Here is a 24,115-nt window from a genome sequence, read left to right on the forward strand (position 1 = left end):
TGCGAGGCCGTGCTGCCCCAGGTGATGCCTGCAAGGTGCGGCAGCCTGCGCCGGCTGCGAGACTTCATTGCTCTGGTGAAAACGAGGGGCGCATCCGGCGCGGCGCGGGACGCTGGGCGTGGCGATGGAGCTGCGTATGAGCGGTTGCCTTGAGAGGTGTGAGTGGCTCTATGGCAACGGCTTCAAACCCAGTTCTTGCAGAAAGGCGTTGTGGGCGTTCTTCGCCACCGCAATCGCTTCTTCGATCTTCACCAACTCCTGGTGCACTTCGTCGAGATCGATCTCCGCCTCGCCCACCGCCGTGCTGATGTAGCGCGAGATGTTCAGGTTGAAATCGTTTTTCTCGACCTCGGCCATCTCCACCCGGCGTGAGTAACGCGCTTCTTCCTTGCGGAATTGGTAGGTTTCGATGATCTTGGCGATGTGCCCGTCGGTCAGCTGGTTCTGGCGCTTGCCTTTGACGAAGTGCTCGGACGCGTTGATGAACAGCACGTCGTCCGGCTTCTTGCACTTCTTCAGCACCAGGATGCACACGGGAATGCCGGTCGAATAGAACAGGTTGGGGGGCAGGCCGATCACCGTGTCGATGTGTCCGTCCTTCAGCAGCTTGGTGCGAATGCGTTCCTCCGCCCCGCCACGAAACAGCACCCCGTGCGGCAGGATGATGGCCATCACGCCCTCGTCCTTGAGGTAGTGAAAGCCGTGCAGCAAAAAGGCGAAATCGGCGGCGGACCTGGGCGCGAGGCCATGGCTCTTAAATCGCACGTCGTCAGCCAGCGCGTCGGTGGGTTCCCAGCGGTAGCTGAAGGGTGGGTTGGCGACGATGGCGTCAAAGCTCGGCCTCTTGGCCGGGTTCTGCTCGCGCAGCATGTCCCACTCGTTGAGCAGGGTGTCGCCGTGGAAGATATCGAACTCCGTGTCCTTGACCCCGTGCAGCAACATGTTCATGCGGGCCAAGTTGTAGGTGGTGATGTTCTTTTCCTGGCCAAAGATCTTGCCGATGGTGCCCCCCGCCTTGGCCACCTTCTTGCGCACATTGAGCAACAGCGAACCCGAGCCACAGGCAAAGTCCATCACGCTATCAAGCCGCTTCTTGGGGCCGGTCTTCGGCTCCTGGCTGTCCAAAGTGACGATGGCGGAGAGGATGTCGGACACCTGCTGAGGCGTGTAGAACTCGCCCGCCTTCTTGCCGGAGCCGGCGGCAAACTGGCCGATCAGGTACTCATAGGCATCGCCTAGCGCGTCGCGGGTCGAAAGGTGATAAGCCTCCAAACCATCGGCAATCTTCTGAATGATGGTGCAGAGCTTGGCGTTGCGGTCAACGTAGGTCTTGCCCAACTTGGGCGAGCTCAGGTCTATCTCCGAGAACAGGCCCTGAAAGGTGCTCTCAAACGATTCGTTCTCGATGTACTTGAAGCCTTCCTGCAGCGTGTTGAGCAGAAGCGCGTCCTGCGTGCGCGCCATGTTGGCGATGCTGTTCCAAAGGTGCTCCGGTTTGATGACGTAGTGCACCTTACGGCGCATCTGCTTTTCAAAGGCAGGCACATCGCTCAGGTTGCCTTCGTACCACAGCTGCAAAGGCACGGAGCTGTCGATCTTGGCGGGGTAGTCCCGTCCCAGCTCCTTCTCCGCCGCAGTCTCATAGTTGTCAGACAGATAGCGCAGGAACAGGAACGACAGCATGTAGTCACGGAAGTCGTCCGCGTCCATCGCCCCGCGCAGTTGGTCCGCGATGCTCCAGAGCGTATTGCCCAGTTGTTTTTGATTTGCTTCGGTCATGACTTCTGACGTCGTTTGATCTTGGTTTCCAGCGCGGTGAGTTCGGCTTGGTCTTGCTGGTCGGCCTGAATGGCCTCCTGTCGTTTGCGCTCCTGATCGAACTTGATGTACAGATCACCTGCGCGCGCCTCCATCTGCTCATGGCTGATGCTGCCGGCATGCGTGAGCAGCGGGAAGCCGTTGGACGTGATGATCTGGTCCACGTTCTGCTTCCAGAAAGCCATGCGCGTCTCCTGCTTGCTCTTGGCCCGCAGTTCGGCGGTTTCCAGAAAGATGACCACCAGACGGTTCAGCGTGTCGATCTCGTCCTCGGTCAGGTAGTTCTTGGCCACCACGATGTCCGCCTTGCGCACCTTGTCGCCTTTCCAGGCCAGCAGGCCGAAATGCGCATCGGCCGGATTCGCTCGGGCCATGATGAGCTCGGCGGCGGTCTTTTGCGTCACGGCATAGATCAGCAGGTTCTGCACAGTGGCGAAGAACACCTGCGTAGCTTGGTCCGTCTTGTCGTAGTCGCTGGAGAGCGCAAAAAGGTCGCGCACCTTTTGGTAGAAGCGCTTCTCCGACGCCCGGATATCCCGGATGCGCGCCAGCATCTCGTCGAAGTAATCCGGGCGGCCGTCCGGGTTCTTCAGCCGCTCGTCATCCATCACAAAGCCCTTGGACAGGTACTGCTTCAGGATGGTGGACGCCCAACGGCGGAACTGCACCCCACGAGGTGAGCGCACGCGGTAGCCCACGGCCAGGATGGCGTCGAGGTTGTAGAGCAGCGTCTGGTAGCTCTTGCCGTCAGCGGCAGTTGTCAAGGATTCCTTGACAACTGAATCGGTGTCCAGCTCCCCGTCCTCGAAAATGTTCTTCAGGTGCAGGGAGATGTTTTGCTTGGTGGCATCGAAGAGCTCTGCCATCTCAAGCTGGGTCAGCCAGACTGTCTGCTCCTGCGCCCGCAGCTTGATCTGGCTGCGGCCGTCTTCCGTGGTGTAGAGGATCAGGTCGTTCATGGTGCTGGCGCCTGTAAGGGTTGCTCAACGATCGGCTCAGCTAGTGCGGGAGCCCCTGCGGTTGGGCGTGGTGCAGCCGGAAACAATGCTGGATTAAAAGGGTAATCTCTGAGGAAACCGTAAAGGATGGTGCGGAAATAGTCCCGCGTTTCCTCGCCCATTTCCTTTGGTTCATACAATGAGTATTTGCCGTGACTGAGAAGATCAATGAACCGTTGGTGTAGGACGCCGTCAGCATCTTTTGGGTCCTTCTTGATACATGCGGAAAAATGACCGTAGCCGTGGAAAACGGCTGTTTTTTCCAGCACTGATCTAAGCGTATTGAAGTGATGAGTGTAGATTTTGTCGCTCTGTGCCGCTTCATAGAGCTCCACCATTGAAGCGACGTGGTGGAAGAATGGTGTGTCGGACTTTTGCCGGTGCAACTTGTAGCCTCCACCATTTCGATCTCTGTTAAGGCAGTATTGCGGAAAGTCCCGCGTGTTCAGCAGGTTTTTGATCTCGTTACTCAGAACATTGAAGAACAGGATGTGATGCGTAGAGATGACCGTCTTGAGTTGATTCGGCGTTTCACGGAATAGCTGTACTAGATGATTGGCGACCACGATAGCGTTATGCTCGTCCAGTGATGAAATCGGGTCGTCAATGTAGATGTATTTAACCCAGTTGTAGGGTCCAGTGCCATCGTCATCCATTGCAAGCCGGACGATAGCGAGAAAAAAGCACCAGATAAAGATGTTCTCTTCACCTCGTGAAATCTTGATATTGTCCACGGTGGTGGTGGATCCTTCATTCACCATGTGACGCCAAAATCGGACAATCCTGCGCTCACCGATAGTCTTTCCTTCATCGTTCTTCAAAGGAATGGTGTCCAGCTTGAAGTCGAAATCAGCGTAGCGCTGCAACAGCGGACGAATCCGATTGTCCATTTCAAGTTCCTCAAGACCGGCAAAGAACTTGGAAGATGGATGAAGCATCAAATAGCGCTCGCTGTCCCCATCGAGATCGTTGTGCCAAGAGAACAGATCTTCGGTAAATGCGTTGAAGTAAAGTGTGTCGGGCTGCCCCGCTTGCTTTCCCACATCCTTAAAGGCGCCAGATAAGCGCGTTTTTCCTGTGCCGTTGTAGGCATAGAGCAGAATGAACCTCTTGATTTCCAATTGACTTCGGAAATCCACTGCTAGGGCACTCAGATTGGCGTAGGGAGTTGCGCTCATTCCTCAACCTCTTCCAGCGATGGGAAAAGTTGCTGCATTAGACTCTTCTTGTGTGTCTTGACGGCTTCGAGCTTTTGAGTTTCGGCGGTGATCAGGCGGTCGAGGCGACTCAAGCAGCCAGCTATGCGTTGCTGCTCGGCTGTGTCCTCAGGATAAGCGATTTCTATTTTGGAGAACTCAGTTTTGTTAATAATGGGCAATGTGGACGATGCCGGAATGGTTTTGATCCTCGGCGTAAGGTTGAGCAGCGCGTAATAAGTAAATTCTCCGACCGTCTTCCTATTCGGCACTACGGCATTGATCTGCTGATTGGTGATGCTTGGGCCTACCGTGAGCGCCATTTTTCCTATGGAGGCAATGCATGTGTACACAATGCTGCCCTCTGGCAACACCTTAGTGCTTTTCGTTTGGTTAACTTTCCGGGCGGTAATGTGCTGGTATTTGGCGTCCTCGTCGATGTCTGTCGGTGTGATGAAAAGGATGTCGCCGCCCCAAAGATCAGGCTCTTTAGTGCTAGGTGTTTTTCCGGTGATGATTTCCCCAAGCCCCGCCAGTGGCTCATTCAGCCAATCCCCAGAGTATTGGAACTCCGGAAAGCGGAGGCGGGGTCGGGTTTCGTTTCCGAAGGGGAAGAGCTTCTGCATCAGCCCTTTTTTTTGTGTCTTTAGTGCGTCTACTTTCCGCGCTTGCGCGGCTATTAGCTCGTCCACCGAACTCAGGCAGGCGGCCACTTTCTGTTGTTCGGCGAGTTTTGGGACCGGGAGCATCAGTTCTGAGAACTGTGCATAGCTGATCATTTTCCCGTCCCGCAACCCTTCAAGGTTCTTGGTAAGAACGCGGATGAATTCGTCAGTTTTGAGGTAGTGGCGGAAATATTCGTTACTTCCTTCGTCGCGACGACGAAGGATAACGTACGCCGGACTGCAGATTCCATGGTAACGGGAATACTCAATACCACCTTGGAATGATCTGAGACTAATGATGAAGTCGCCAACACGAACGACTTTGTAGCTTTCGATGCTTTTTTCAGTAACCGACACGTGATAGTCGATCATGTGTCGGGGAATGGCCCCGTGCTCCTGGGTGATTGCAAGAACAGGAAGACCCCACTCAGGATTCCGATCGTTGATCTGATCAAATAACGAATTGCCGGCTTCCAGAGTCCACCCTTGTGCGGTCCGAAACTCCGGGAACCGCCTCTTCGGGACGAGAGCTGACTTTCCGTCTTCTTTCGAAGTGGCAATCTTGGTGTTATTGCTCATAAGCACTGAGTCCTGAAATGTCGCGGCCGCCAGCCCGTTGAGCCAGCAAGGGGTGCAGGTCCTTCATCAAGGCAAGTTCGGCTTGGCTGCGGGCTTTCCAGCCAAGGTCGAGTGGGGCCATGAGGTCGCTGAGTTGTTCGCCATCGAAAATCATTCGGTCGAGGATGTCGTCCACAAAGGTTTGCAGGGCGGCGGTGGCCAGGCCGTGCTTGGCGGCAACGGCAGCGAGTTCTTTGGCGCTCTTCTCTGCCTTGAAGCTAGCGTAGCCGTCGCGGATGGCGGTCTCAGACAGGCCTTCTCCGGCCTTGAGCGTGCCGATGTATTCGGCGATTGACTCGCGCTCGTTCATGAACTTGGCGTCAGCACTGATGAGGCCGATGAGTTCCTCGCGTGTCATCGTGGCCTTGCCTCGGCCTTTGCCCATCTCGCCCGCCGAGTACTTGGCAATGAGGCCCATGATGTAGTCGTAGTCAATGACGGCGGAGGCGAAGAGCACGAACTCGAAGTCGAGCTGGTCCACCGGGTCGTCGGTGGTGTTGCTGTCTTGGCCGCCGGTCTGGTTCTGCTGGTCTCTGAGCTGTTTGGCGGTTTCCAGGTACTGGCCTTTGAAGCCGCGCAGGTTTTCATCAGGCAGCACCTTCTCGATGGCGGCTTTGTTGTCGTCGGTCAGATCGGTGTACTGGTCCAGCTGGGTTTTGAGTCGCTGCACTTCCTTGAAGTGGGTGACGAAGGCGGCGCGGGCCGCGTCACCCTTCAGGTTGGCCACGGCGGAGGGTGTGCAGGCCATGCCATGGGACTGCATGAAGTCCCCCAGCTTCTGCACGGCGGCTTCCAGCTTCTGAATGACTACCGGCGCTTTGTCCACAAGCCAGATTTCCCGCGCTTGTTCGGCGGTCTTTTCGCCACTGAAGAGGGCAATGGCGGCATCGACCGCTTCTTGCTGCTGCCGGAAGTCGAGGATGTTGCCGTAAGGCTTGCTGCCGTTGAGTACGCGGTTGGTGCGCGAGAAGGCCTGAATCAAGCCGTGGTGCTTGAGGTTCTTGTCCACGTAGAGCGTATTCAGGAACTTGGAATCGAAGCCCGTGAGCAGCATGTCCACGACGATGGTGATGTCGATCTTCTCCACGGCCGGGTAGTCCGCGTTGGGCCACTGCTGGTCCTTGATGCGCTTTTGCACGTCCTGGTAGTAGAGGTCGAAGTCGCTCAAGCGGTGGTTGGTGCCATAGCGGGCGTTGTAGTCGCCAACGATGGATTCAAGCGCCTGCTTTTTCTTCTCCGGATCGACCTTGTTGTCCTCCTGCTCCTGAGGAAGATCGCTGGACAACTGGGTGATGTCCTTCTTTGCCGTTTCGTTCTCGGCGAGCTCGGCGGGCGGCGAGAAGACGCAGGCGATGTTGAGCGGCTTGAAGTCGGGGTCGGCGGCCAGCCTGTCCGCCTGCATGGCCTTGAAGAGGGCGTGGTATTCGATGGCGTCGTTGATGGACGCCGTGGCGAGGATGGCGTTGAAGCGGCGCGCGCCGGTGGCGGCGTCGTGCTTTGCCAAGATCGCGTCGATGACGGCCTTCTTGGGGATGGGCTCGCCCGGCTTAGGCGGGTTTTTGCCCTCTGGCTTGAAGTAGTCGATGTGGAAGCGCAGGACGTTGCCGTCCTCGATGGCGTGGGTGATGGTGTAGGCGTGGAGCTGCTTCTCGAAGAGCTCTTCGGTGGTTTGGTACGAAGCCACCTCGCCGTCGATCTTGACGCGGCTGGCGTTGCCGTTGGGGCCACCAAAGATAGGTGTGCCGGTGAATCCGAAGAGTTGGGCCCTGGGGAAGAACGTCTTGATGGCCTTATGGTTCTCGCCGAACTGCGAACGGTGGCACTCGTCGAAGATGAAGACGATGCGCCTGTCCTTCAGCGCTTCGAGCTGTTCCTTGTAAGTTGCCTGGCCGCTCTTGCTGCGTTGCTTGTTGCGCTTGCTGTTTTCATCCAGCGCCAAGCCCAGCTTCTGGATGGTGGTGACGATGACTTTGTCGGCGTAGTCGTCAGACAGCAGCCGGCGCACCAGGGCGCCTGTGTTGGTGTTTTCTTCGACGCAGCCCTCCTGGAAGCGGTTGAATTCCTCCCGCGTCTGGCGGTCGAGGTCTTTGCGGTCCACGACGAACACACATTTGTGGATGTGCTCGTTCTCCTTCAGCAGGGTGGACGCCTTGAAGGAGGTCAGCGTCTTGCCGCTGCCGGTGGTGTGCCAGATGTAGCCATTGCCGTTGTCCTCGTCGATGCACTTGATGATGTTCTGTACGGCATAGACCTGATACGGCCGCATGACCATGAGCTTTTGCTCGCCGGCCAGCAGCACCATGTAGCGGCTGATGGTCCGGCCCAGGTCGCACTTTTTCAGGAAGTGGTCGGCGAACTCGTCGAGTTGGGTGATCTTGCGGTTGGCCTCGTCCGCGAATTCATAGATGGGCAGAAAGCGCTCATCAGCATTGAAGGCAAAGTGCCGAGCGTTGTTGTTGGCGAAGTAGTAAGTACGGTCGCGGTTGCTGACGATGAAGAGCTGCATGAAGCAGAGCAGCGTCTTGCTGTAGCCATTGCCGGGGTCCTGCTTGTATCCGACGATCTGCTCCATGGCCCGGCGTGGATTGATGCCGAGCGTCTTCAGCTCGATCTGCACGCAGGGCACGCCGTTGATGAGGATGAGAACGTCGTAGCGGTGGTGGCTGTAGTCGGTGTTGATGCGCAGTTGGCGAACAACCTCGAAGTGGTTCTTGCACCAGTCCTTGACGTTCACCAGCGTGTAGTTCAGCGGCGTGCCGTCGTCGCGGGTGAAGGCATTGACGCTTCGAAGGGTTTTGGCGGCCGCGAAGACATCCGGCGTGACGATTTCGTCCAGGAGCCTGGCGAACTCGGCGTCGGTCAGCGTGACCCGATTGAGGGCGTTGAATTTCTCGCGGAAGTTCTTTTCCAGGCCGGCGCGATCTCCAATGTCACTGCGATATTCGTACTTCAGGTTCTGAAGCTTGCCGACGAATCCGTACTCGAGGTGCTCTTCTTTGACGTAGTGGCTCTGAGTGCCGGACGGCTGATCGTAGGGAGGCTTGGATGGCGGCATGGGAGAACGGGCGTTGTGTCGGCGCAAGCGCCAACGCAAGTTGGGCTACTCCTGCGAACTTTAGCTGTTCGTCACCTTCAATATCCGTCCGACGCGGCCATTCGAAGCGATGCATGTCGACATGCCGTGGCCCTCGGACAGGGTTGCGATGAGATGTGCGGCTTTAGATCAGCAGCAACGCAGATCCGACGGCGAGCGCCAGCTACTTTCAAAAAGGGTCTGTCTTGACCCCCATCACCACCCCCCGCCTAGAATCGCCCCCGCTCCGGGGTGCACGTATGGCGTGCTGAGACGGCGGACCTGACCGCCGGAACCGCGAACTTGATCTGGTTAGTACCAGCGTAAGAAGAGCTGCAGCGCCAAGGCGCGTGTGTCCGTCCATCCGTCCGCCGATCCATCGGCGGGGCCGGGCTCACCCGCATCCCTCTTGGCGCCGATGGCGGGGCATCCATCCACCCATGTGCTTTGGAGAGTCCGCCCCATGAACGCCCCCGACAAGTTCGCCCATCTGCTCGCGCTGACGCGTGAGCCCTTTCCCGCTTCCACCAAAGGCCGCATCGCCGGCAGCCGGCCCGACCTGCGGGTGCCGGTGCGCGACGTGCGCCTGACCAACGGCGAGACGGTGTCGCTCTACGACACCTCCGGCCCCTACACCGACCCCAATGCCGAGATCGACGTGCGCCGCGGCCTGGCCGGCGTGCGCGCCGCCTGGATCGACGAGCGCGGCGACACCGAAAGCTACGAAGGCCGCATCCGCCAGGCGCTGGACGACGGTGCCAAGCATGCCGAGCAGCAGGCCCCGCAGGAGCACGAGCGCATCACCCAGTTGCGCGCCGAGGCGGCCGCCCTGCAGCGCCAGCCGCGCCGGGCCAAGAGCGGCATGAACGTCACGCAGATGCACTACGCCCGCCGCGGCATCGTCACGCCCGAGATGGAGTACGTGGCCCTGCGCGAGAACGGCCGCCGCGAATGGATGGCCGAGTACCTGGCCGACGAGGAGCGCGCACGTCGCGTGGCGGGCAACCCGCTCGGTGCTTCGATCCCCAAGATCATCACGCCGGAGTTCGTGCGCGACGAGGTGGCGCGCGGGCGCGCCATCATCCCGGCCAACATCAACCACCCCGAGGTCGAGCCGATGGCCATCGGCCGCAACTTCAAGGTCAAGATCAACGCCAACATCGGCAACTCGGCCGTCACCTCGAGCATCGAGGAAGAGGTGGAGAAGCTGGTGTGGGCCATCCGCTGGGGCGCAGACAACGTGATGGACCTGAGCACGGGCAAGAACATCCACACCACGCGCGACTGGATCGTGCGCAACTCGCCGGTGCCCATCGGCACCGTGCCGATCTACCAGGCGCTCGAAAAGGTGGGCGGCGTGGCCGAAGACCTGACCTGGGCCATCTTCCGCGACACGCTGATCGAGCAGGCCGAGCAGGGGGTGGACTACTTCACCATCCACGCCGGGCTGCGGCTGCCCTTCATCCCGATGACGGCCAAGCGCATGACGGGCATCGTCTCGCGCGGCGGCTCGATCATGGCCAAGTGGTGCATCGCCCACCACCGCGAGAGCTTCCTCTACGAGCACTTCGAGGAGATCTGCGAAATCATGAAGGCCTACGACGTGAGCTTCTCGCTCGGCGACGGCCTGCGCCCCGGCTGCGGTGCCGACGCCAACGACGAGGCGCAGTTTGCAGAACTGCGCACGCTGGGCGAGCTGACGCAGATCGCCTGGAAGCACGACGTGCAGACCATGATCGAAGGCCCGGGCCATGTGCCGCTGCACATGATCCAGGCCAACATGGACGAGCAACTCAAGCACTGCCACGAGGCGCCGTTCTACACGCTGGGCCCGCTGACCATCGACATCGCCCCGGGCTACGACCACATCGCCAGCGCCATCGGCGCCGCCATGATCGGCTGGATGGGCACGGCCATGCTGTGCTACGTGACGCCCAAGGAGCACCTGGGCCTGCCCGACCGCGACGACGTCAAGCAGGGCATCATTGCGTACAAGATCGCGGCCCACGCCGCGGACGTGGCCAAGGGCCACCCGGGCGCCCGCGCGCGCGACGACGCGCTGAGCAAGGCGCGCTTCGAGTTCCGCTGGGAAGACCAGTTCAACCTGGGTCTGGACCCGGACACGGCCCGCGACTTCCACGACGAGACGCTGCCCAAGGATTCGAGCAAGGTGGCGCACTTCTGCTCGATGTGCGGGCCCAAGTTCTGCTCGATGAAGATCACGCAGGAAGTGCGCGAATACGCCGCCCAGGGCATGGACCAGAAGTCGCGCGAGTTCCGCGAGGGCGGCGGCGAGTTCTACGTGCCGATCCAGCCGGCCAAGGGCTGAAGCCTGAGCGGCGTGCGAGCGGGCCGCATGCCGGTCCGACGAGCGGAGCGCGTCGCAAGGCGGCGGTCGCCTACAGGCCCTCTCCCCCGCGGGAGAGGGGGCAAGGCACCTTGCCTGCCGGGGCGGCCCGTTCAGTGCGCGGGGTACGCCACGGCGCGCGCAGCCGCCAGCCGCGGCGCGGGCAGCGGCTCTTCCACGCCGGTGGTCGCGTCCTGCGGCACCTCCTGGTAGACATTTGTCGCCGGGGCCACCACCGGGCTGCGGCCGTCCTTGAAGGACTGCTCGCGCACCAGCAGCCAGTAGGCCTTGTTCAGCGCCATGGCGCGCTGCGGGCTGGGCAGCGTCATCGACGAGACGTCGGTGGCGAGCCGCGCGAAGGCCTCGGGCTTCTCGCGGCCGTCGGGGCCGAAGTATTTGGTCAGCAGCTCCAGGTTCTCCCGGAACTCGTCGCCCGCATGGTTGGCGCGCAGGTAGCTCGCGTACTCGGGCTGTCCATCGGTGCGTAGCGGGTCGGGCACGGGCGGCTGGTGCACCATGTCGCTCCAGGCCAGCCAGCCATGCGCCGCGCCGGTGCGCAGCTTGCGCGCGAAGGCGAAGCTGCCGTCCTCGGTGGCCGAGATGCCGCTGTGGCAGCCCATGCAGTAGACGGTTTCCTCGAAGCTCTGCGGCCGTAGCTGGCCTCGGCGGTCCTCGATGAAGCCCTGGTAGACCCAGCCCTGCCGGTTGGACAGCCCCCGCTCCGCATTGCCCGGGAAGACCTCCGGGTTCTCGGGCTTGAGCGCCTGCTCCTTGCCTTCGATGGAGGCGGTGTGGCGCAGCTGCGAATAGGTGCGCCAGCCGTCCTTGCGGGCGTAGCGCAGCTCCTTCATGCGCGGCGATGCGGACACGGTGCCGTCGTTGCCCACCGCCAGGTAGCGCACGCTGTGCAGGAACTCCGTGCCTTCGGGGTACAGCCCCGCCGCCAGGTGCACCCGGCCGGCCGCCTGCTGGTCACCGGCCTGGCCGGCATAGCGCATGCGCCGCTGCGGCCCTGCCGGCCAGATGTAGGCGATGTGGTCGGCCATGCCCAGGTGGCCGTCGCCGTCCAAGTCCGTGCCCAGGGCGCGCTCGTCCACCGGGTCGATGAGGACGTCCTGCCGTGTGATGAGCGACTCGACGATGGCCAGGTTGACGGTGTAGACCGCCAGGCTCTCGCGGCCCTGCGCGTCGCGGCGGAAGGCCGCGGGCAGCCGGATCGCCACGTCGTCGAAGGAGCCGTTGGTCGGCATGAAGGCGCCGGGGAAGGGGTGGTAGACGAAGCTGCGCCAGCCGGTGGGCGTGCCGTCGGGCGCATGGTCCCAGCCCTGGGCGTCGAAGTTCAGCCAGGCATCGGGGCGGTAGCCGTCCCAGCGGCCGTTGCCGTCGGCGTCCCAGCGGGCGGGCAGCTGCGCCAGGCGCTCGGTCAGCCGAAGCGTGCCGTTGGCGCCGTGGTAGTTGTCCTCGGCGACATAGCGGGCCATGTCGGCGTCTGCGATGGCCGCGACCTCGGACCGCCGGTCCTTGAACAGGTTGGTCCAGGGGTTGCGTGGCGCCATGCCTGCCTGCAACTGCGGGAAGGAATATTCCTGCTGCAGCTCGGGCTGGCCGTTGGGATTGGGCTCGGGCGCCTCGGCATGGCAGACGTAGCAGGGGTTGTGGCGCAACGCCGCCACCTTGGCGATCGTGTAGCACTGCGGCGGGATGTAGGCGAGCCGGTTTTCCAGCGTGCGGCCCTCCAGGCTCACGCCGCCATCGTCCGGGTCGGCGCAGCCCGCGAGCAGCAATGCTGCGCCGACCAGCAGGGGCGTCAGCGCCGCGCTTGCCCGCCCCTGGCGGCCCCTCACTTCTTCAGCACCGGCAGCGGGCCGATGTAGCCCAAGTACGAGCGGCGCTCCGCGCTGGTGGGGCTGACCATGCTCTGGTCGCTCTCGCCATACGGGTGCTGCACCACGTTCAGGATGTAGCTGAAGTTGTTGATGTTGGGGTGGTAGTAGAGGCTGGTCACTTCCGAGCCGTAGGGCGTGGTCATGATGCGGGTGAGCTTTTTCGTCTCGATGTTGTAGGCCCAGGTCATGTCGTTCTGGTGGCCGTCGTCGGAGTCCTCGCCGATCAGCAGGGTCTTCTGGCCCGGCATGAAGGTGATGTTGTCCGGGTTGGCGATGCCGTCGAGCGAGCAGACGTTGCCGACGCTCGGGCCGCTCGGGTAGGCGTCGACGGTGCGCGGGTTCAGGCGGTTGGGGTCGGCCTTGGCGGTCATGATGCCGGCCAGCACGCCGTGCATGGACTTGGCCACGTAGTCGCTGCCGATGGTGGCATCGCTGCCCATGTCGTAGGCGTAGACGGCGCCGCAGTGGTTGAAGATGGCCTTGATGTCGTTGTTGCCGCCGCGGTCGTACTGGGTGTTGGCCACGCCCAGCTTGCGGTTGTCTTCCATGCCGCGCTCCAGGAAGCTGTACGACACGTACATGCGCTTGCCGTCCGGGTCGAAGGTCATGCCTTCTTCCTTGCGGAACTCCATGGTGGCGCCCAGGTAGGCGGCGTAGCGGCGCGTCTCCAGGAAGGCGGCGGCCTTCTCCTTGCCCGACTTGAGGGCCAGGCACTCCAGGCCGTAGGTCGTGTTCACGGACTTGAAGCCGGTGGCGCATTGCGCATTCGAATCCGGCGTGGCCGTGTCGAAGATGTCCGAGAACTTGGTGCCGGCGTCGATCAGCGTCTTGATCTCGCTGTCGCTGGCGTGGCCCAGCTTGATCCACGACACGTTGGCGTCCACCAGGTCGGTGGTGCCGGCCGGGGTGGTCTGGTTGACCTTGATGGCGTAGAGCGTGCCGGCCGTCAGATCGCCCGCCTTGTCGGCGGTGTACATGTAGTAGCTGGTGTTGGTCTCGTCGTCCGACTGGTAGACGGTGCGGTTGTCGGGCATCACGTACGACAGCTCGTGCGACATGCGGCCCATGCTGTAGTGCTTGGTCACCGTGGCGTTGGCCGATTCGTCCACCGCCACTTCGACCGGGTAGCCCCAGAAGTACAGGTTGCTCTTGGAGGCATCGCCGCCGATGGTGGTGCCGCCGCCGAAGTAGGTCGCCATGTATCCGGCGCGGCCGGCGCGGGCGTCCGGCGCGTCCTCTTCGCTGCCCAGGTGGGTCTGCCAGGGCGTGACGCTGCCCGCGCAGGGGCTGACGATGCCGTTGATGCCCGACAGGTCCAGCGCGCGGGTGCTCACGGCGGTGAGGGCGCCGCTTTGCTTGTCCTGCGACAGCTCGGTCAGGTACAGCGCGCCGGGAATGTCTTCCATGTGCGCGACGGAGAACAGCTTGCTGCCGACCTTAAGGATCGAGGTGAAGTCGTTGGCGTCGGAGATGGTGGTCGAGCCGTCCGAGGCCAGGATGGGCTTCATCTGGTTGTCCAGGATGAGGCCGTAGGTGTTGAGGCTGGCGTCGCTGCCGCGGCGGTCGCCCGAGCGCAGGATGGTGTTGAAGCCGGTGGGCACGGTCTGCCCGTTGATGGTGGCCGAGCTGGTGGCGCGCACCTGGCGCTTCTCGCTGTCGGTGAAGGCGGCCGTGATGCTGCCGAAGGCGGCGTCGAAGGCCTGGGCGATGGCGGTGAGCACCGACCCGCCAGTGTTGCTGCTCGAAGACGAGGTGGTCGTACTGCTGGTGCTGCCGCTCTGCGTGGGAGTGGCGACGGGCGTGAAGACGGACGACGAGCCGCCGCCGCAGGCGGCGAGTTGGATGGTCACACCAGCCAGCGCGACCGCGCCGAGGCGGGTGGAAAGTTTCTGGAGGGACATGGTTGGGGTTCTGGTTTTCATGTGGGGTGATTCCTGAGCTCCTCGCTCGCGGCGGAGTCTGGTTCCCGGCCATGAAAGCGGAGTGACCGGAAGCTGACTCGCATGGTCAGCTTGGCGGCAGCCATCGCACCGTTCCCTCTGGATGGCAGCCCGTAGGCCTGCGACTACAGCCGGGGCACAGCAACAGGTCCACCATCGCGGACATGAACCATCCACCTCTTCAACTCATCGTGGAGGAGCCGCAACCCGGCGCCTTCGTGTGGAAGCTCCAGCAGACGGATGCGCAGGGGCAGCCCCGGCGCACCGTGCGCGAGTGCGAGTCGCCCGCGGACAGCTACGAGGCCGCGCTGGCCAGCGGAACGCGGGCGCTGAAGACGGCTCTGCGCGAGGGCGAGCCGTCGCATGCCTGATAGGCATGTCTGAGCCTTCGGCGCGTCGTACGCGCCGCTGAAGGGGGCCTGCCAGTTCCGACACGCCGGTCCCAGCGAGGCGAGTCGGAGGATCGGGCCAGTGTCCAAGCCGCATGGCGCTGGCGAGGACGTCACCTTCGGGTGCGTGCATGTGCCGCGCGCCCCGGCGGTGTGCGCGCCGGCGTTGGATTGTCCCCATGCGGGAGACAAAGTAATTCCTTTTGCGGGATTTATCTGTGGGTGGCCCTGCGGCACACTTTCGGCTGCCCGCGCGCGACCGGTTCCATGCCGTCTCGTTGCCATCCGAGCGCGAGGCGTCACCCCGGGGCCCGTCCATGCACATCGCTTCCGTTTTCGTCTCTGCTCGCCGTGGCGCTGGCCCGCTGGCCGGTGCCGGGCTGGCCCTGGCGCTTGCTGCGCCGCTCGTGCAGGCACAGGAGCCGAATGCGCTGACGCCTTTCTCGGCCGCGGCCGGCGCAACTCCGCCCGCACCCTGGCACTTCAGCACGCTGCCCAACAAGACGCCCACCCACTTCGACGTCGTCTCGGAAGACGGGCGCCGCGTGCTCAAGGTCGAGGCCAACGATTCCTATAGCCTGCTGTCGCACCGCGTGCAGTTGCCGCTGAACGAGTCGACGGTGCTCAGCTGGCGCTGGCGCGTCGACCAGTTCGTCGATGGCGCCGACCTGCGCACCCGCACGGGTGACGATGGCGCGGCCAAGCTCTGCGTCTTCTTCGACTTTCCGACCGACCGGCTGCCGCTGCTGGAGCGCACGCGCCTGGGTGTGGCGCGCAGCGTCTCGGGCGAGGACGTGCCCAGCGAGGCCTTGTGCTACGTCTGGGACGGCAAGGAGGCCAAAGGCCAGATGCTCGTCAACGCCTTCACCAACCGCATGCACATGGTGGTGCTCGAATCCGGCCCCGCCGCGCAGCCCGGCACCTGGGTGAGCGAGCGCCGCAACCTGCTGGCCGACTACCGCCGCGCCTTCGGCACCGAGGCACAGGGCGCCACGCCCGGCGTGGCGGCGGTGGTGGTCTCGGCCGATGCCGACAACACGCACGGCCACGGCCTGGCGTACTTCTCCGACCTGAGCCTCGTGGGCCCCGCCGGCGTGCGCGCCGAAGCGCGGCCCACGGCCAGTGGCATGGCCGAATAGGGGGACTGCCATGAACGACGTCATCTCGCTGCTCGCCACCCAGGGCCCCGCCGTGGTTCTGGTGGTGACGCTGGCCGCCCGGCTGGGCGCGCCCGTCCCGGCCGTGCCGTTTCTGGTGGTGGCGGGTGGCCTGGCGATGGGGGGCACGGTGCTGAATGCCGTGGCCATCGTCCTCGCCTCGCTGCTGGGCAACATCCTGGGCGACGGCGCCTGGTTCCTGGCCGGACGGCGCTGGGGCTATGCCGTGATGCGGCTGCTGTGCCGCGTCTCGCTCTCGGCCGACACCTGCGTGTCGCGCAGCGAAGCGATCCTCGGCCGGTGGGGCGGGCTGTCGCTGATCGCGGCCAAGTACGTGCCCGGCGTGTCGGTGGTGGCGCCGCCCATGGCTGGCGCGCTGGGCATGTCGAATGCGCGCTTCCTGGCCTTCGAGACGGCCGGCGCCCTGGTCTGGACGCTGGGCTATCTGTTGCTGGGTGCCGTGTTCCACGCCGCCATCCGCGATGTGCTGGCCGTGCTGGCCAACATCGGGCTGGCCGCCACCGTGGTGGGCGGTGTGCTGCTGGTGGCCTTCGTGCTCTGGCGCTACCACCAGCGCCGGATGGCACGCCGCGCCGACGACATCGTGACGATCAGCGTCGACGCCCTGCGCACGGCGCTGGCGCAGGGGCGCGCGCCGACGCTGCTCGACGTGCGTGGCGATCAGGTGCGGGCGATCGACCCCAGGGCCATCCCGGGCGCGGTGGGCTTCGCGCTGGCCGAGCTTCCGCATGCGCTCGGCCCCTTGGCCGATGGCCGCGACCTGGTGGTGTTCTGCGACTGCCCGGCCGATGCATCGGCCATCGCGGCGGCACGGGCGCTGATGGCGGCAGGGCTGCCGCGGGTGCGCGTGCTGGAAGGTGGCCTGTCGGCCTGGGCGGCCGCCGACGTGGGCGATGGCGGGGCGGTCGAGGCGGCGCTGCCCGTTCCCGCATCGCTGGGCGCGACCGGCGCCGCCTGAGGCCTGGGCAAGGCGGCGAGGTTTTCGTGGCAACCTCGCCGGCTCATGCAAGCCCTTCTCGACGCCATCCATTCCCTAGCGCCCGCCCCTGACGCGCGGCGGATCTTCCACGGCCGTGGTGGCCTTCACGCCGGCTGCGAGCACCTGGTGCTCGACGCCTATCCCCCGGTCTTCGTGCTCACCAGCTTCAAGCCGCTGGCCGATGAGGACCTGGCCCGCATCGGTGAGGCCCTGCAGGCGCGATGGGCCGAGGTGGCGCCCGGCGAGCCGCTGAACTGGGTCTACCAGTGCCGGCACGAGGGGCGCAGCGAAACGCGCCTGATGGCCGGCGCAGTGCCCGACCCTCATGTGGTGACCGAGGACGGCGCCCGCTACCGCGTGCATGTGCTGCGCGGCCAGAACCACGGCCTCTTCCTCGACATGGCCGGGGGCCGGCGCTGGGTGCGCGCGCACGTGGCCGCGCGGCCGGGCTCGGCGGTGCTCAACCTCTTCGCCTACACCTGCGCCTTCTCGGTGGTGGCGCTGCAGGCCGGCGCGGGCCGCGTGGTCAATGTGGACATGAGCGCCGGCGCCATCGCCATCGGCCAGCAGAACCACCGGCTCAACGGCGTGGAAGGCGGCGCCAGCTTTCTGCCCCACGACCTCTTCAAGACCTGGGGCAAGGTCACGCGCGGCGGGCCCTACGAGCTGGTGGTGGTCGATCCGCCCAGCTACCAGAAGGGCAGCTTCGTGGCGACCAAGGACTATGCGCGGCTGATGCGCCGTCTGCCCGAGTTGCTGGCGCCGGGCGGCCATGCGCTGCTGTGCCTCAACGCGCCGGAGCTGGGCGTGGCCTTTCTGCAGGACCAGATGGCCGAGCTGGCGCCTTCGCTGCGGTTCGTGGAGCGCGTGGCCAACCCGGCCGCCTTCGCGGATGTGTCGGCCGACCGGGCGCTGAAGGTGCTGGTGTACGCGGCGCCTGCCGGCGAGTAGGCCGCGGGCGTCATTCAGCGATGGGTGGCCCGGTCATGCGCGAGGCGGTCAGGCCAGGCCAGTGACGACAGAGAAGGGACTGCCCATCAGCCCTCCGGTTTCTGCTGCGCCGCCGCGGCCCGAAAGGCGCCGGGGCTCTGCCCCGTCCATTCGCGGAAGGCGCGCGAAAAGCTCTTCTCGTTGCGAAAGCCCACCGCCAGCGCCACCTGCTTGACCGGCCGCGCCGTGCGCTGCAGCAGCTCGATGGCCTGCTGCTGGCGCACCTCGTCCTTCAGGCCCTGCAGGCTCAGCCCTTCGGCCAGCAGCTGCCGGTGCAGGGTGCGGCTGGAGATGTGCAGCAGCGCCGCCAGGCCCTCCGCGGTCGCGGCCTGCGCGCCGTGGGTGCGCAGCGTCTCGCGCACGCGCTGGCCCAGCAGCCGGTCGCGCCGGTACTGCAGCACGGTGAGCGGCAGGGCGCGGCGCAGCATGGTGCGCAGGGCCGCCTCGTCGCGCAGCAGCGGCAGCGCCAGGTAGCGCGCGTCGAAGCGAAAGCCCGCCTGCGTCGCGCCGAAGTGGATCCGACCGCTGAACATCAGCCCGTAGGCGTCGGCATGCGGCGGCGCCTCGAAAGGAAAGTGCGCCTCCTGCAGCCACAGCCGCGAGTCGATGGCCCAGCTGGCAAAGCCATGCAGAAAGCGCAGGCTGGAGACCAGGCAGAACTCGCGGAAGCTGCCGAGGGGGCGCCGCTCCTCGATCCACACCGAGGCGACCTCGTCCTCCACCTCCAGCCGCAGCGCGATGTCGTCCACCAGCAGCCGGTGGTGACGGCACCAGCGCTTGATGGCCACGCCCAGGTCGGGCGCCGTGATCGAGGCGCGGCACAGCATGCCGTGACTGCCCCAGGGCAGGCGGCGGCTGAACCAGCCCAGGGCCTCGTCGTCCAGCTCCTGCATCGCATGCTCGTTGAGCGCCTCGAACTGCGCCGCGGTGACGCGGGCCTCGGGCCGCCACAGTTCGCGCGGCGTGATCTGTGCCGCGCGCAGGGCCGCGCCCGGGTCCACGCCGTAGCGCGCATAGCCCTGCACGATGGCTCGTACGAAGGCCATCGGCGTGGCCGCGCGCTGGGGTTTGAGGAAGCGGGGAGAGGGCATCTAGTGGATAACCCGAGGCGCCGGGTGATGGCGGGATTTGCAACCATTGTGTCGCCAAATGGGAATCCCCCGGGCGTAAGCTGGCCGGGCTTTCGCACACCTTCCACGGAGACGACGCATGTCCGCACAACGCCTGCCCGGCCTCGACTTCGGCCTGGGCGACACCATCGACGCCCTGCGCGAGGCCATCGCCGATTTCTGCGCCCACGAGATCACGCCCCGCGCCGCGGACATCGACCGCGAGAACCTCTTCCCCCGCGACCTGTGGGCCAAGCTCGGCAGCCTGGGCCTGCACGGCATGACGGTGAAGGAGGAATTCGGCGGCACCGAGCTGGGCTACCTGGCCCACATCGTCGCCATGGAAGAGGTGTCGCGCGCATCGGCCTCGGTGGGCCTGTCGTACGGCGCGCATTCCAACCTGTGCGTCAACCAGATCCACCGCAACGGCAGCGAGGCGCAGAAGAAGAAGTACCTGCCCAAGCTGGTGAGCGGCGAGCACGTGGGTGCGCTGGCCATGAGCGAGCCCAATGCCGGCTCCGACGTGGTGAGCATGAAGCTGCGCGCCGACAAGAAGGACGGCTACTACGTCCTCAACGGCAGCAAGATGTGGATCACCAACGGCGGTGATGCCGACACGCTGGTCATCTATGCCAAGACCGAGCCCGAGATGGGGGCCCGCGGCATGACGGCCTTCCTGGTCGAGAAGGGCTTCAAGGGCTTTTCTGCCGGCACCAAGCTCGACAAGCTGGGCATGCGCGGCAGCAACACCTACCCGCTCTTCTTCGACAACTGCGAGGTGCCCGAGGAGAACGTCCTGGGCGGCGAGGGCAACGGCGCCAAGGTGCTGATGAGCGGCCTGGACTACGAGCGCGCCGTGCTCTCCGGCGGCCCGCTGGGCATCATGGCCGCCTGCATGGACGCGGTGATTCCGTACGTGCACGAGCGCCAGCAGTTCGGCCAGGCCATCGGCGAGTTCCAGCTGATGCAGGGCAAGGTCGCCGACATGTACAGCACCTGGCAGGCTTGCCGCGCCTACGTGTATGCCGTGGGACGGGCCTGCGACACGGCCGACCATGCGCGCACCTTCCGCAAGGACGCGGCCGGCGCCATCCTGTACGCGGCCGAGAAGGCCACCTGGATGGCCGGCGAGGCGATCCAGGCCCTGGGCGGCGTGGGCTACACCAAGGACTTCCCGGTCGAGCGCCTGTGGCGCGACGCCAAGCTCTACGAGATCGGCGCCGGCACCAGCGAGGTCCGCCGCATGCTGATCGGGCGCGAGCTGTTCGCCGAGACGGCCTAGCCTTTTCTCCCTCCCCCTCTGGGGGAGGGCAGGGGTGGGGGCCGCGGCATTCGACCGTGGCGCTGCGCTTGCAGCCGAGGCAGGCCCCCATCCCAACCTTCCCCCGGAGGGGAAGGAGAAAGACACAAGGAGACCCGCAATGAATGACAGCTACGCCCGCGGCGCCACCGAGCCCGCCCTGATCGAGCAGACCATCGGCGACTTCTTCGACGCCATGGTGGCGCGCCAGCCCGAGGCGCTGGCGCTGGTGAGTCGCCACGAGGGCGTGCGTCTTTCCTACGGCGAGTTGCGCCAGCAGGCCAACCGACTGGCCAGCGCCCTGCTGCGCGCCGGCCTGCAGCCGGGAGAGCGCATCGGCATCTGGTCGCACAACAACCTGGCCTGGGTGCTGATGCAGATCGCCACGGCCAAGGCCGGGCTGGTGCTGGTCAACATCAACCCGGCCTACCGCACGTCCGAGGTCGAGTACGCGCTGAACAAGGTGGGTTGCAAGGCGCTGGTGACCATGCCGCGTTTCAAGACCAGCGAGTACCTCGCCATGCTGCGCGAGCTGGGCGCGGCCCGGCTGCCCGACCTCAAGAACATCTGGTGGATCGACGCGCCCGGTGCCGCCGATGAGGCCGGCCCGGACATCGCCACCGACCGCTTCTCACAGTTGCTGGCCAGCGGCGATGCGGCCGACCCGCGTGTGGCCCAGGTGCAGGCCACGCTGCGCGCCACCGACCCCATCAACATCCAGTTCACCAGCGGCACCACCGGCTTTCCCAAGGGCGCCACGCTCACGCACCGCAACATCCTCAACAACGGCTACTTCATCGGCGAATGCATGAAGCTGGGCCCCGAGGACCGGCTGTGCATCCCCGTGCCCATGTACCACTGCTTCGGCATGGTGCTGGGCAACCTGGCCTGCCTGACGCACGGCAGCGCCATCGTCTACCCCAACGACGGCTTCGACCCGTTGCTCACGCTCGAAGCGGTGCAGGCCGAACGGTGCACGGGCCTGCACGGCGTGCCTACGATGTTCATCGCCGAGCTCGACCATCCGCGCTTTGCCGAGTTCGATCTCTCCAGCCTGCGCACCGGCATCATGGCCGGCACCGCCTGCCCCATCGAGGTGATGAAGCGCGTCGTGGACCGCATGCACCTCGGCGAAATCACCATCGCCTACGGCATGACCGAGACCAGCCCGGTGAGCTGCCAGAGCAGCACCGACACGCCCCTGGAGCGACGCGTCTCCACCGTCGGCACGGTGCAGCCGCACCTGGAGGTGAAGATCGTCGACCCCGAGTCCGGCGCCACGGTGCCGCGTGGCCAGCCGGGTGAGCTGTGCACCCGCGGCTATTCGGTGATGCACGGCTACTGGGACGACGAGGCCAAGACCCGCGAGGCCATCGACGCCGAGGGATGGATGCACACCGGCGACCTGGCCACCATGGACGACGAGGGCTACGTCAACATCGTCGGCCGCATCAAGGACATGGTGATCCGCGGCGGCGAGAACATCTACCCGCGCGAGATCGAGGAGTTCCTGTACCGCCATCCGCAGGTGCAGGACGTGCAGGTGGTGGGCCTGCCCGACCGCAAGTACGGCGAGGAGCTGTGCGCCTGGATCATTCCCAAGCCGGGCCAGCAGCCCACCGAGGCCGACATCCGCGCCTTCTGCCAGGGCCAGATCGCGCACTACAAGGTGCCCAAGTACATCCGCTTCGTCGATGCCTTCCCGATGACGGTGACGGGCAAGATCCAGAAGTACCGCATCCGCGACCAGATGGCCGACGAGCTGGGCCTCAAGGCCGAGAAGACGGCATGAGCCTGTCGGCGGTTGCAGGCAGGACCGGTGTGTCGGTGGCGCCCTGCGCCTCAGTCGCGCGAGGCCGGGCCGTGCGGCGCCAGGCCGGCAGCCTGGCGCGCGGCGCGCAGGCGCTTGCGCAGCGACACCTCGGCCATGTCCAGCTCACCCACCAGCTCGCGCAGCGAGGCGTCGTTGATGCGATGCGACTGGCGCTCGCCATACAGCGCATGCCGCTCGGCCTGCAGGCAGGCCAGGCGCAGCTCCAGCTCGTGCACGAAGCCCTGCTTGCGGGCGCGCACGGCTTCGGCTTCCTCGGCCCGCGTCTCGGGTGTGGAGGCGGCGGCGCTGTCGTCGTCCAGCAGTTCCAGCCGAACCCGGTACTGCTGGGTGATGCGACCGACCATCTCCTGGCGCTGCGCGGCCGAATCGGCGTCGAGGTCGTGCACCTCCTTCTGGCTGCGCACCAGGCTGGAGATGGCCGCATGGCAGGCGGCGATGCGGGCCTCGCGCTCCTCTCGCACCTCCGCCGCTTCGGCGGGCTGGGGCAGATTGCGCAGCACCAGCGGCAGGCCGATGCTGCCCACCAGCAGCGTGCACAGGATGGTGCCGGTGGCCAGAAAGACCAGCAGGTCGCGCGAGGGAAAGGGCGTGTCGGCATCCACCATCAGCGGGATCGACAGGGCGCCGGCCAGCGTCACCGCGCCGCGGATGCCCGCCAGCGTGGTGGCGAGCGTCAGGCGCCAGGACGGCTGCTCGGCCATGCGCCCGTCCCGGTGCGCGCGCCGCAGGCTGCCGCGCACGGCCAGCTGCAGCCACACCCAGCGCAGCAGCAGCAGCGCGGCCGAAATGACCAGCACATAGCCCACCAGCGTCCAGGCGCCGTGGTGCTTGCTTTCGTCCACGGTCCGCAGGATGGAGGGCAGCTGCAGCCCCAGCAGCAGGAAGATGGCGCCGTTGAAGGCCGACTCGATCATGGTCCAGGTGCCTTCGGCCTGCATGCGCTCGGCCACGAACTCGCTGCGCTCCAGGTCGGCGAAATTGGTGGCGATGCCGGCCGCCACCGCGGCCAGGATGCCCGAGACCCCGATGCGTTCGCCCACGATGTAGGCCGCGAAGGGCAGCAGCACCAGCAGCAGCACCATCTGCGTGGCCGCCACGTCGCCCAGCCGGCGGGTGACGGCGGCGCGGGCATGGGCGAAGCCCCAGCCCATCAGCGTGCCGGCGCCCACGCCGCCCAGGGCGATCCACAGGAACTCGCGCGTCACCTGCGCCCACGAGAACAGGCCGGTCAACGTGGCGGCCACGGCGAACTTGAGCGCCACCAGGCCCGAGGCGTCATTGAGCAGCGATTCGCCCTCCAGCACATGCATGGTCTTGGCCGGCATGCCCAGGCGCCGCGTGATGGCCGAGACGGCCACCGCATCGGTGGGCGAGACCACCGCGGCCAGCGCGAAGGCGACCGGCAGCGGCATCTCCGGAATCATCCAGTGCACCAGCCAGCCCAGGCCGAACACGGTGAAGGCCACCAGGCCGAAGGCCAGCTTGAGGATGGGCCGGTGCAGCGCGAAGAACTCCCGCTTCGGGATTCGCCAGCCGTCCGCGAACAGCAGCGGCGGAATGAACAGCAGCAGGAACAGCTCCGGATCGAAGGCGATGTGCAGGCCCTGCTGCGGCCACGACAGGGCGGCGCCCAGGGCGATTTGGATCAGCGGCAGCGGAATGGCACGCAGGTAGCGGGCGGCAATGCCGGTGAGGGCGCCGAGCATCAGCACCAGCAGGACGGTTTCGACGGTATGCAATTCGAGCGATTCTTGGATGAGGCGGGGCGCAGGGCTAGGAGTGTCCGTCGCCGCCA

16 protein-coding genes and 1 riboswitch are annotated in these 24,115 nt (G+C 65.1%); of the genes, 7 read left to right on the forward strand and 9 right to left on the reverse strand.

The features are described 5' to 3' along the window. Positions 1-168: 168 nt before the first annotated feature. From ACT54X_RS25555 to ACT54X_RS25575, 5 genes are read right to left on the reverse strand one after another with little or no spacing between them, the layout of a single operon-like run. Entirely contained in the window at positions 169-1,779 is a 1,611-nt protein-coding gene (locus tag ACT54X_RS25555; protein WP_476349367.1) for a type I restriction-modification system subunit M, read from the reverse strand. Next, on the reverse strand, positions 1,776-2,777 hold the full coding sequence (locus ACT54X_RS25560; protein ID WP_476349369.1) for a virulence RhuM family protein: 1,002 nt from the start codon (positions 2,775-2,777) through the stop codon (positions 1,776-1,778). Before ACT54X_RS25560 ends, ACT54X_RS25555 begins: the two co-directional genes overlap by 4 nt. Beyond that, entirely contained in the window at positions 2,774-3,994 is a 1,221-nt protein-coding gene (locus tag ACT54X_RS25565) for an AAA family ATPase (RefSeq protein WP_476349371.1), read from the reverse strand. Before ACT54X_RS25565 ends, ACT54X_RS25560 begins: the two co-directional genes overlap by 4 nt. Continuing rightward, positions 3,991-5,256, reverse strand: a complete 1,266-nt coding sequence (locus tag ACT54X_RS25570) for a restriction endonuclease subunit S (RefSeq protein ID WP_476349373.1) — start codon at positions 5,254-5,256, stop codon at positions 3,991-3,993. The genes ACT54X_RS25565 and ACT54X_RS25570 overlap by 4 nt, the downstream gene beginning before the upstream one ends. Continuing rightward, complete coding sequence (locus tag ACT54X_RS25575) at positions 5,246-8,350, reverse strand: type I restriction endonuclease subunit R (RefSeq protein ID WP_476349376.1); 3,105 nt, start codon at positions 8,348-8,350, stop codon at positions 5,246-5,248. Before ACT54X_RS25575 ends, ACT54X_RS25570 begins: the two co-directional genes overlap by 11 nt. Positions 8,351-8,606: 256 nt before the next feature. Beyond that, a riboswitch (TPP riboswitch) is annotated at positions 8,607-8,715 on the forward strand. Positions 8,716-8,831: 116 nt separating this feature from the next. Between ACT54X_RS25575 and thiC the strand changes: the two genes are divergently transcribed. Next, a complete protein-coding gene (thiC, locus tag ACT54X_RS25580) occupies positions 8,832-10,697 on the forward strand; it encodes a phosphomethylpyrimidine synthase ThiC (RefSeq protein ID WP_476349378.1) in 1,866 nt (621 codons plus the stop codon). A gap of 131 nt (positions 10,698-10,828) precedes the next feature. Here thiC and ACT54X_RS25585 read toward each other — a convergent pair whose 3' ends face one another. Beyond that, positions 10,829-12,559: a hypothetical protein gene (locus ACT54X_RS25585; protein ID WP_476349380.1), complete on the reverse strand. Its 1,731-nt coding sequence runs from the start codon at positions 12,557-12,559 to the stop codon at positions 10,829-10,831. Beyond that, positions 12,556-14,502 carry an alkaline phosphatase PhoX gene (locus ACT54X_RS25590; protein ID WP_476349382.1) on the reverse strand — a complete coding sequence of 649 codons (1,947 nt, stop codon included), beginning with the start codon at positions 14,500-14,502 and terminating at the stop codon, positions 12,556-12,558. The genes ACT54X_RS25585 and ACT54X_RS25590 overlap by 4 nt, the downstream gene beginning before the upstream one ends. Positions 14,503-14,705: 203 nt before the next feature. On the opposite strand from ACT54X_RS25590, the gene ACT54X_RS25595 reads away from it, so the two are divergent. The 4 genes from ACT54X_RS25595 to ACT54X_RS25610 all read left to right on the forward strand — a co-directional run bounded on the left by ACT54X_RS25595 (position 14,706) and on the right by ACT54X_RS25610 (position 18,038). Then, positions 14,706-14,912, forward strand: coding sequence for a hypothetical protein (locus ACT54X_RS25595; RefSeq protein ID WP_294375095.1), 207 nt, complete (start codon positions 14,706-14,708; stop codon positions 14,910-14,912). A gap of 335 nt (positions 14,913-15,247) precedes the next feature. Continuing rightward, entirely contained in the window at positions 15,248-16,069 is an 822-nt protein-coding gene (locus ACT54X_RS25600) for a DUF3047 domain-containing protein (RefSeq protein WP_476349384.1), read from the forward strand. A gap of 10 nt (positions 16,070-16,079) precedes the next feature. Further along, the gene (locus ACT54X_RS25605; RefSeq protein ID WP_476349386.1) at positions 16,080-17,066 is read left to right on the forward strand and encodes a rhodanese-like domain-containing protein; all 987 of its coding nucleotides are present in this window, start codon (positions 16,080-16,082) and stop codon (positions 17,064-17,066) included. A 45-nt stretch (positions 17,067-17,111) separates the two neighbouring features. Next, positions 17,112-18,038 carry a class I SAM-dependent methyltransferase gene (locus tag ACT54X_RS25610; RefSeq protein ID WP_476349388.1) on the forward strand — a complete coding sequence of 309 codons (927 nt, stop codon included), beginning with the start codon at positions 17,112-17,114 and terminating at the stop codon, positions 18,036-18,038. 86 nt (positions 18,039-18,124) lie between these two features. Here the strand turns inward: ACT54X_RS25610 and ACT54X_RS25615 are convergent, their stop codons facing one another. Continuing rightward, positions 18,125-19,168: an AraC family transcriptional regulator gene (locus ACT54X_RS25615; protein ID WP_476349390.1), complete on the reverse strand. Its 1,044-nt coding sequence runs from the start codon at positions 19,166-19,168 to the stop codon at positions 18,125-18,127. Between the two features lie 118 nt (positions 19,169-19,286). Between ACT54X_RS25615 and ACT54X_RS25620 the strand changes: the two genes are divergently transcribed. Continuing rightward, positions 19,287-20,468: an isovaleryl-CoA dehydrogenase gene (locus ACT54X_RS25620; protein WP_476349392.1), complete on the forward strand. Its 1,182-nt coding sequence runs from the start codon at positions 19,287-19,289 to the stop codon at positions 20,466-20,468. A 139-nt stretch (positions 20,469-20,607) separates the two neighbouring features. Next, the gene (locus ACT54X_RS25625; RefSeq protein ID WP_476349394.1) at positions 20,608-22,278 is read left to right on the forward strand and encodes an AMP-binding protein; all 1,671 of its coding nucleotides are present in this window, start codon (positions 20,608-20,610) and stop codon (positions 22,276-22,278) included. Positions 22,279-22,328: 50 nt separating this feature from the next. Here the strand turns inward: ACT54X_RS25625 and ACT54X_RS25630 are convergent, their stop codons facing one another. After that, positions 22,329-24,059: a Na+/H+ antiporter gene (locus tag ACT54X_RS25630; RefSeq protein ID WP_476349396.1), complete on the reverse strand. Its 1,731-nt coding sequence runs from the start codon at positions 24,057-24,059 to the stop codon at positions 22,329-22,331. Positions 24,060-24,115: the final 56 nt, after the last annotated feature.

The organism is Pseudacidovorax sp. DMC4 (assembly GCF_056314265.1).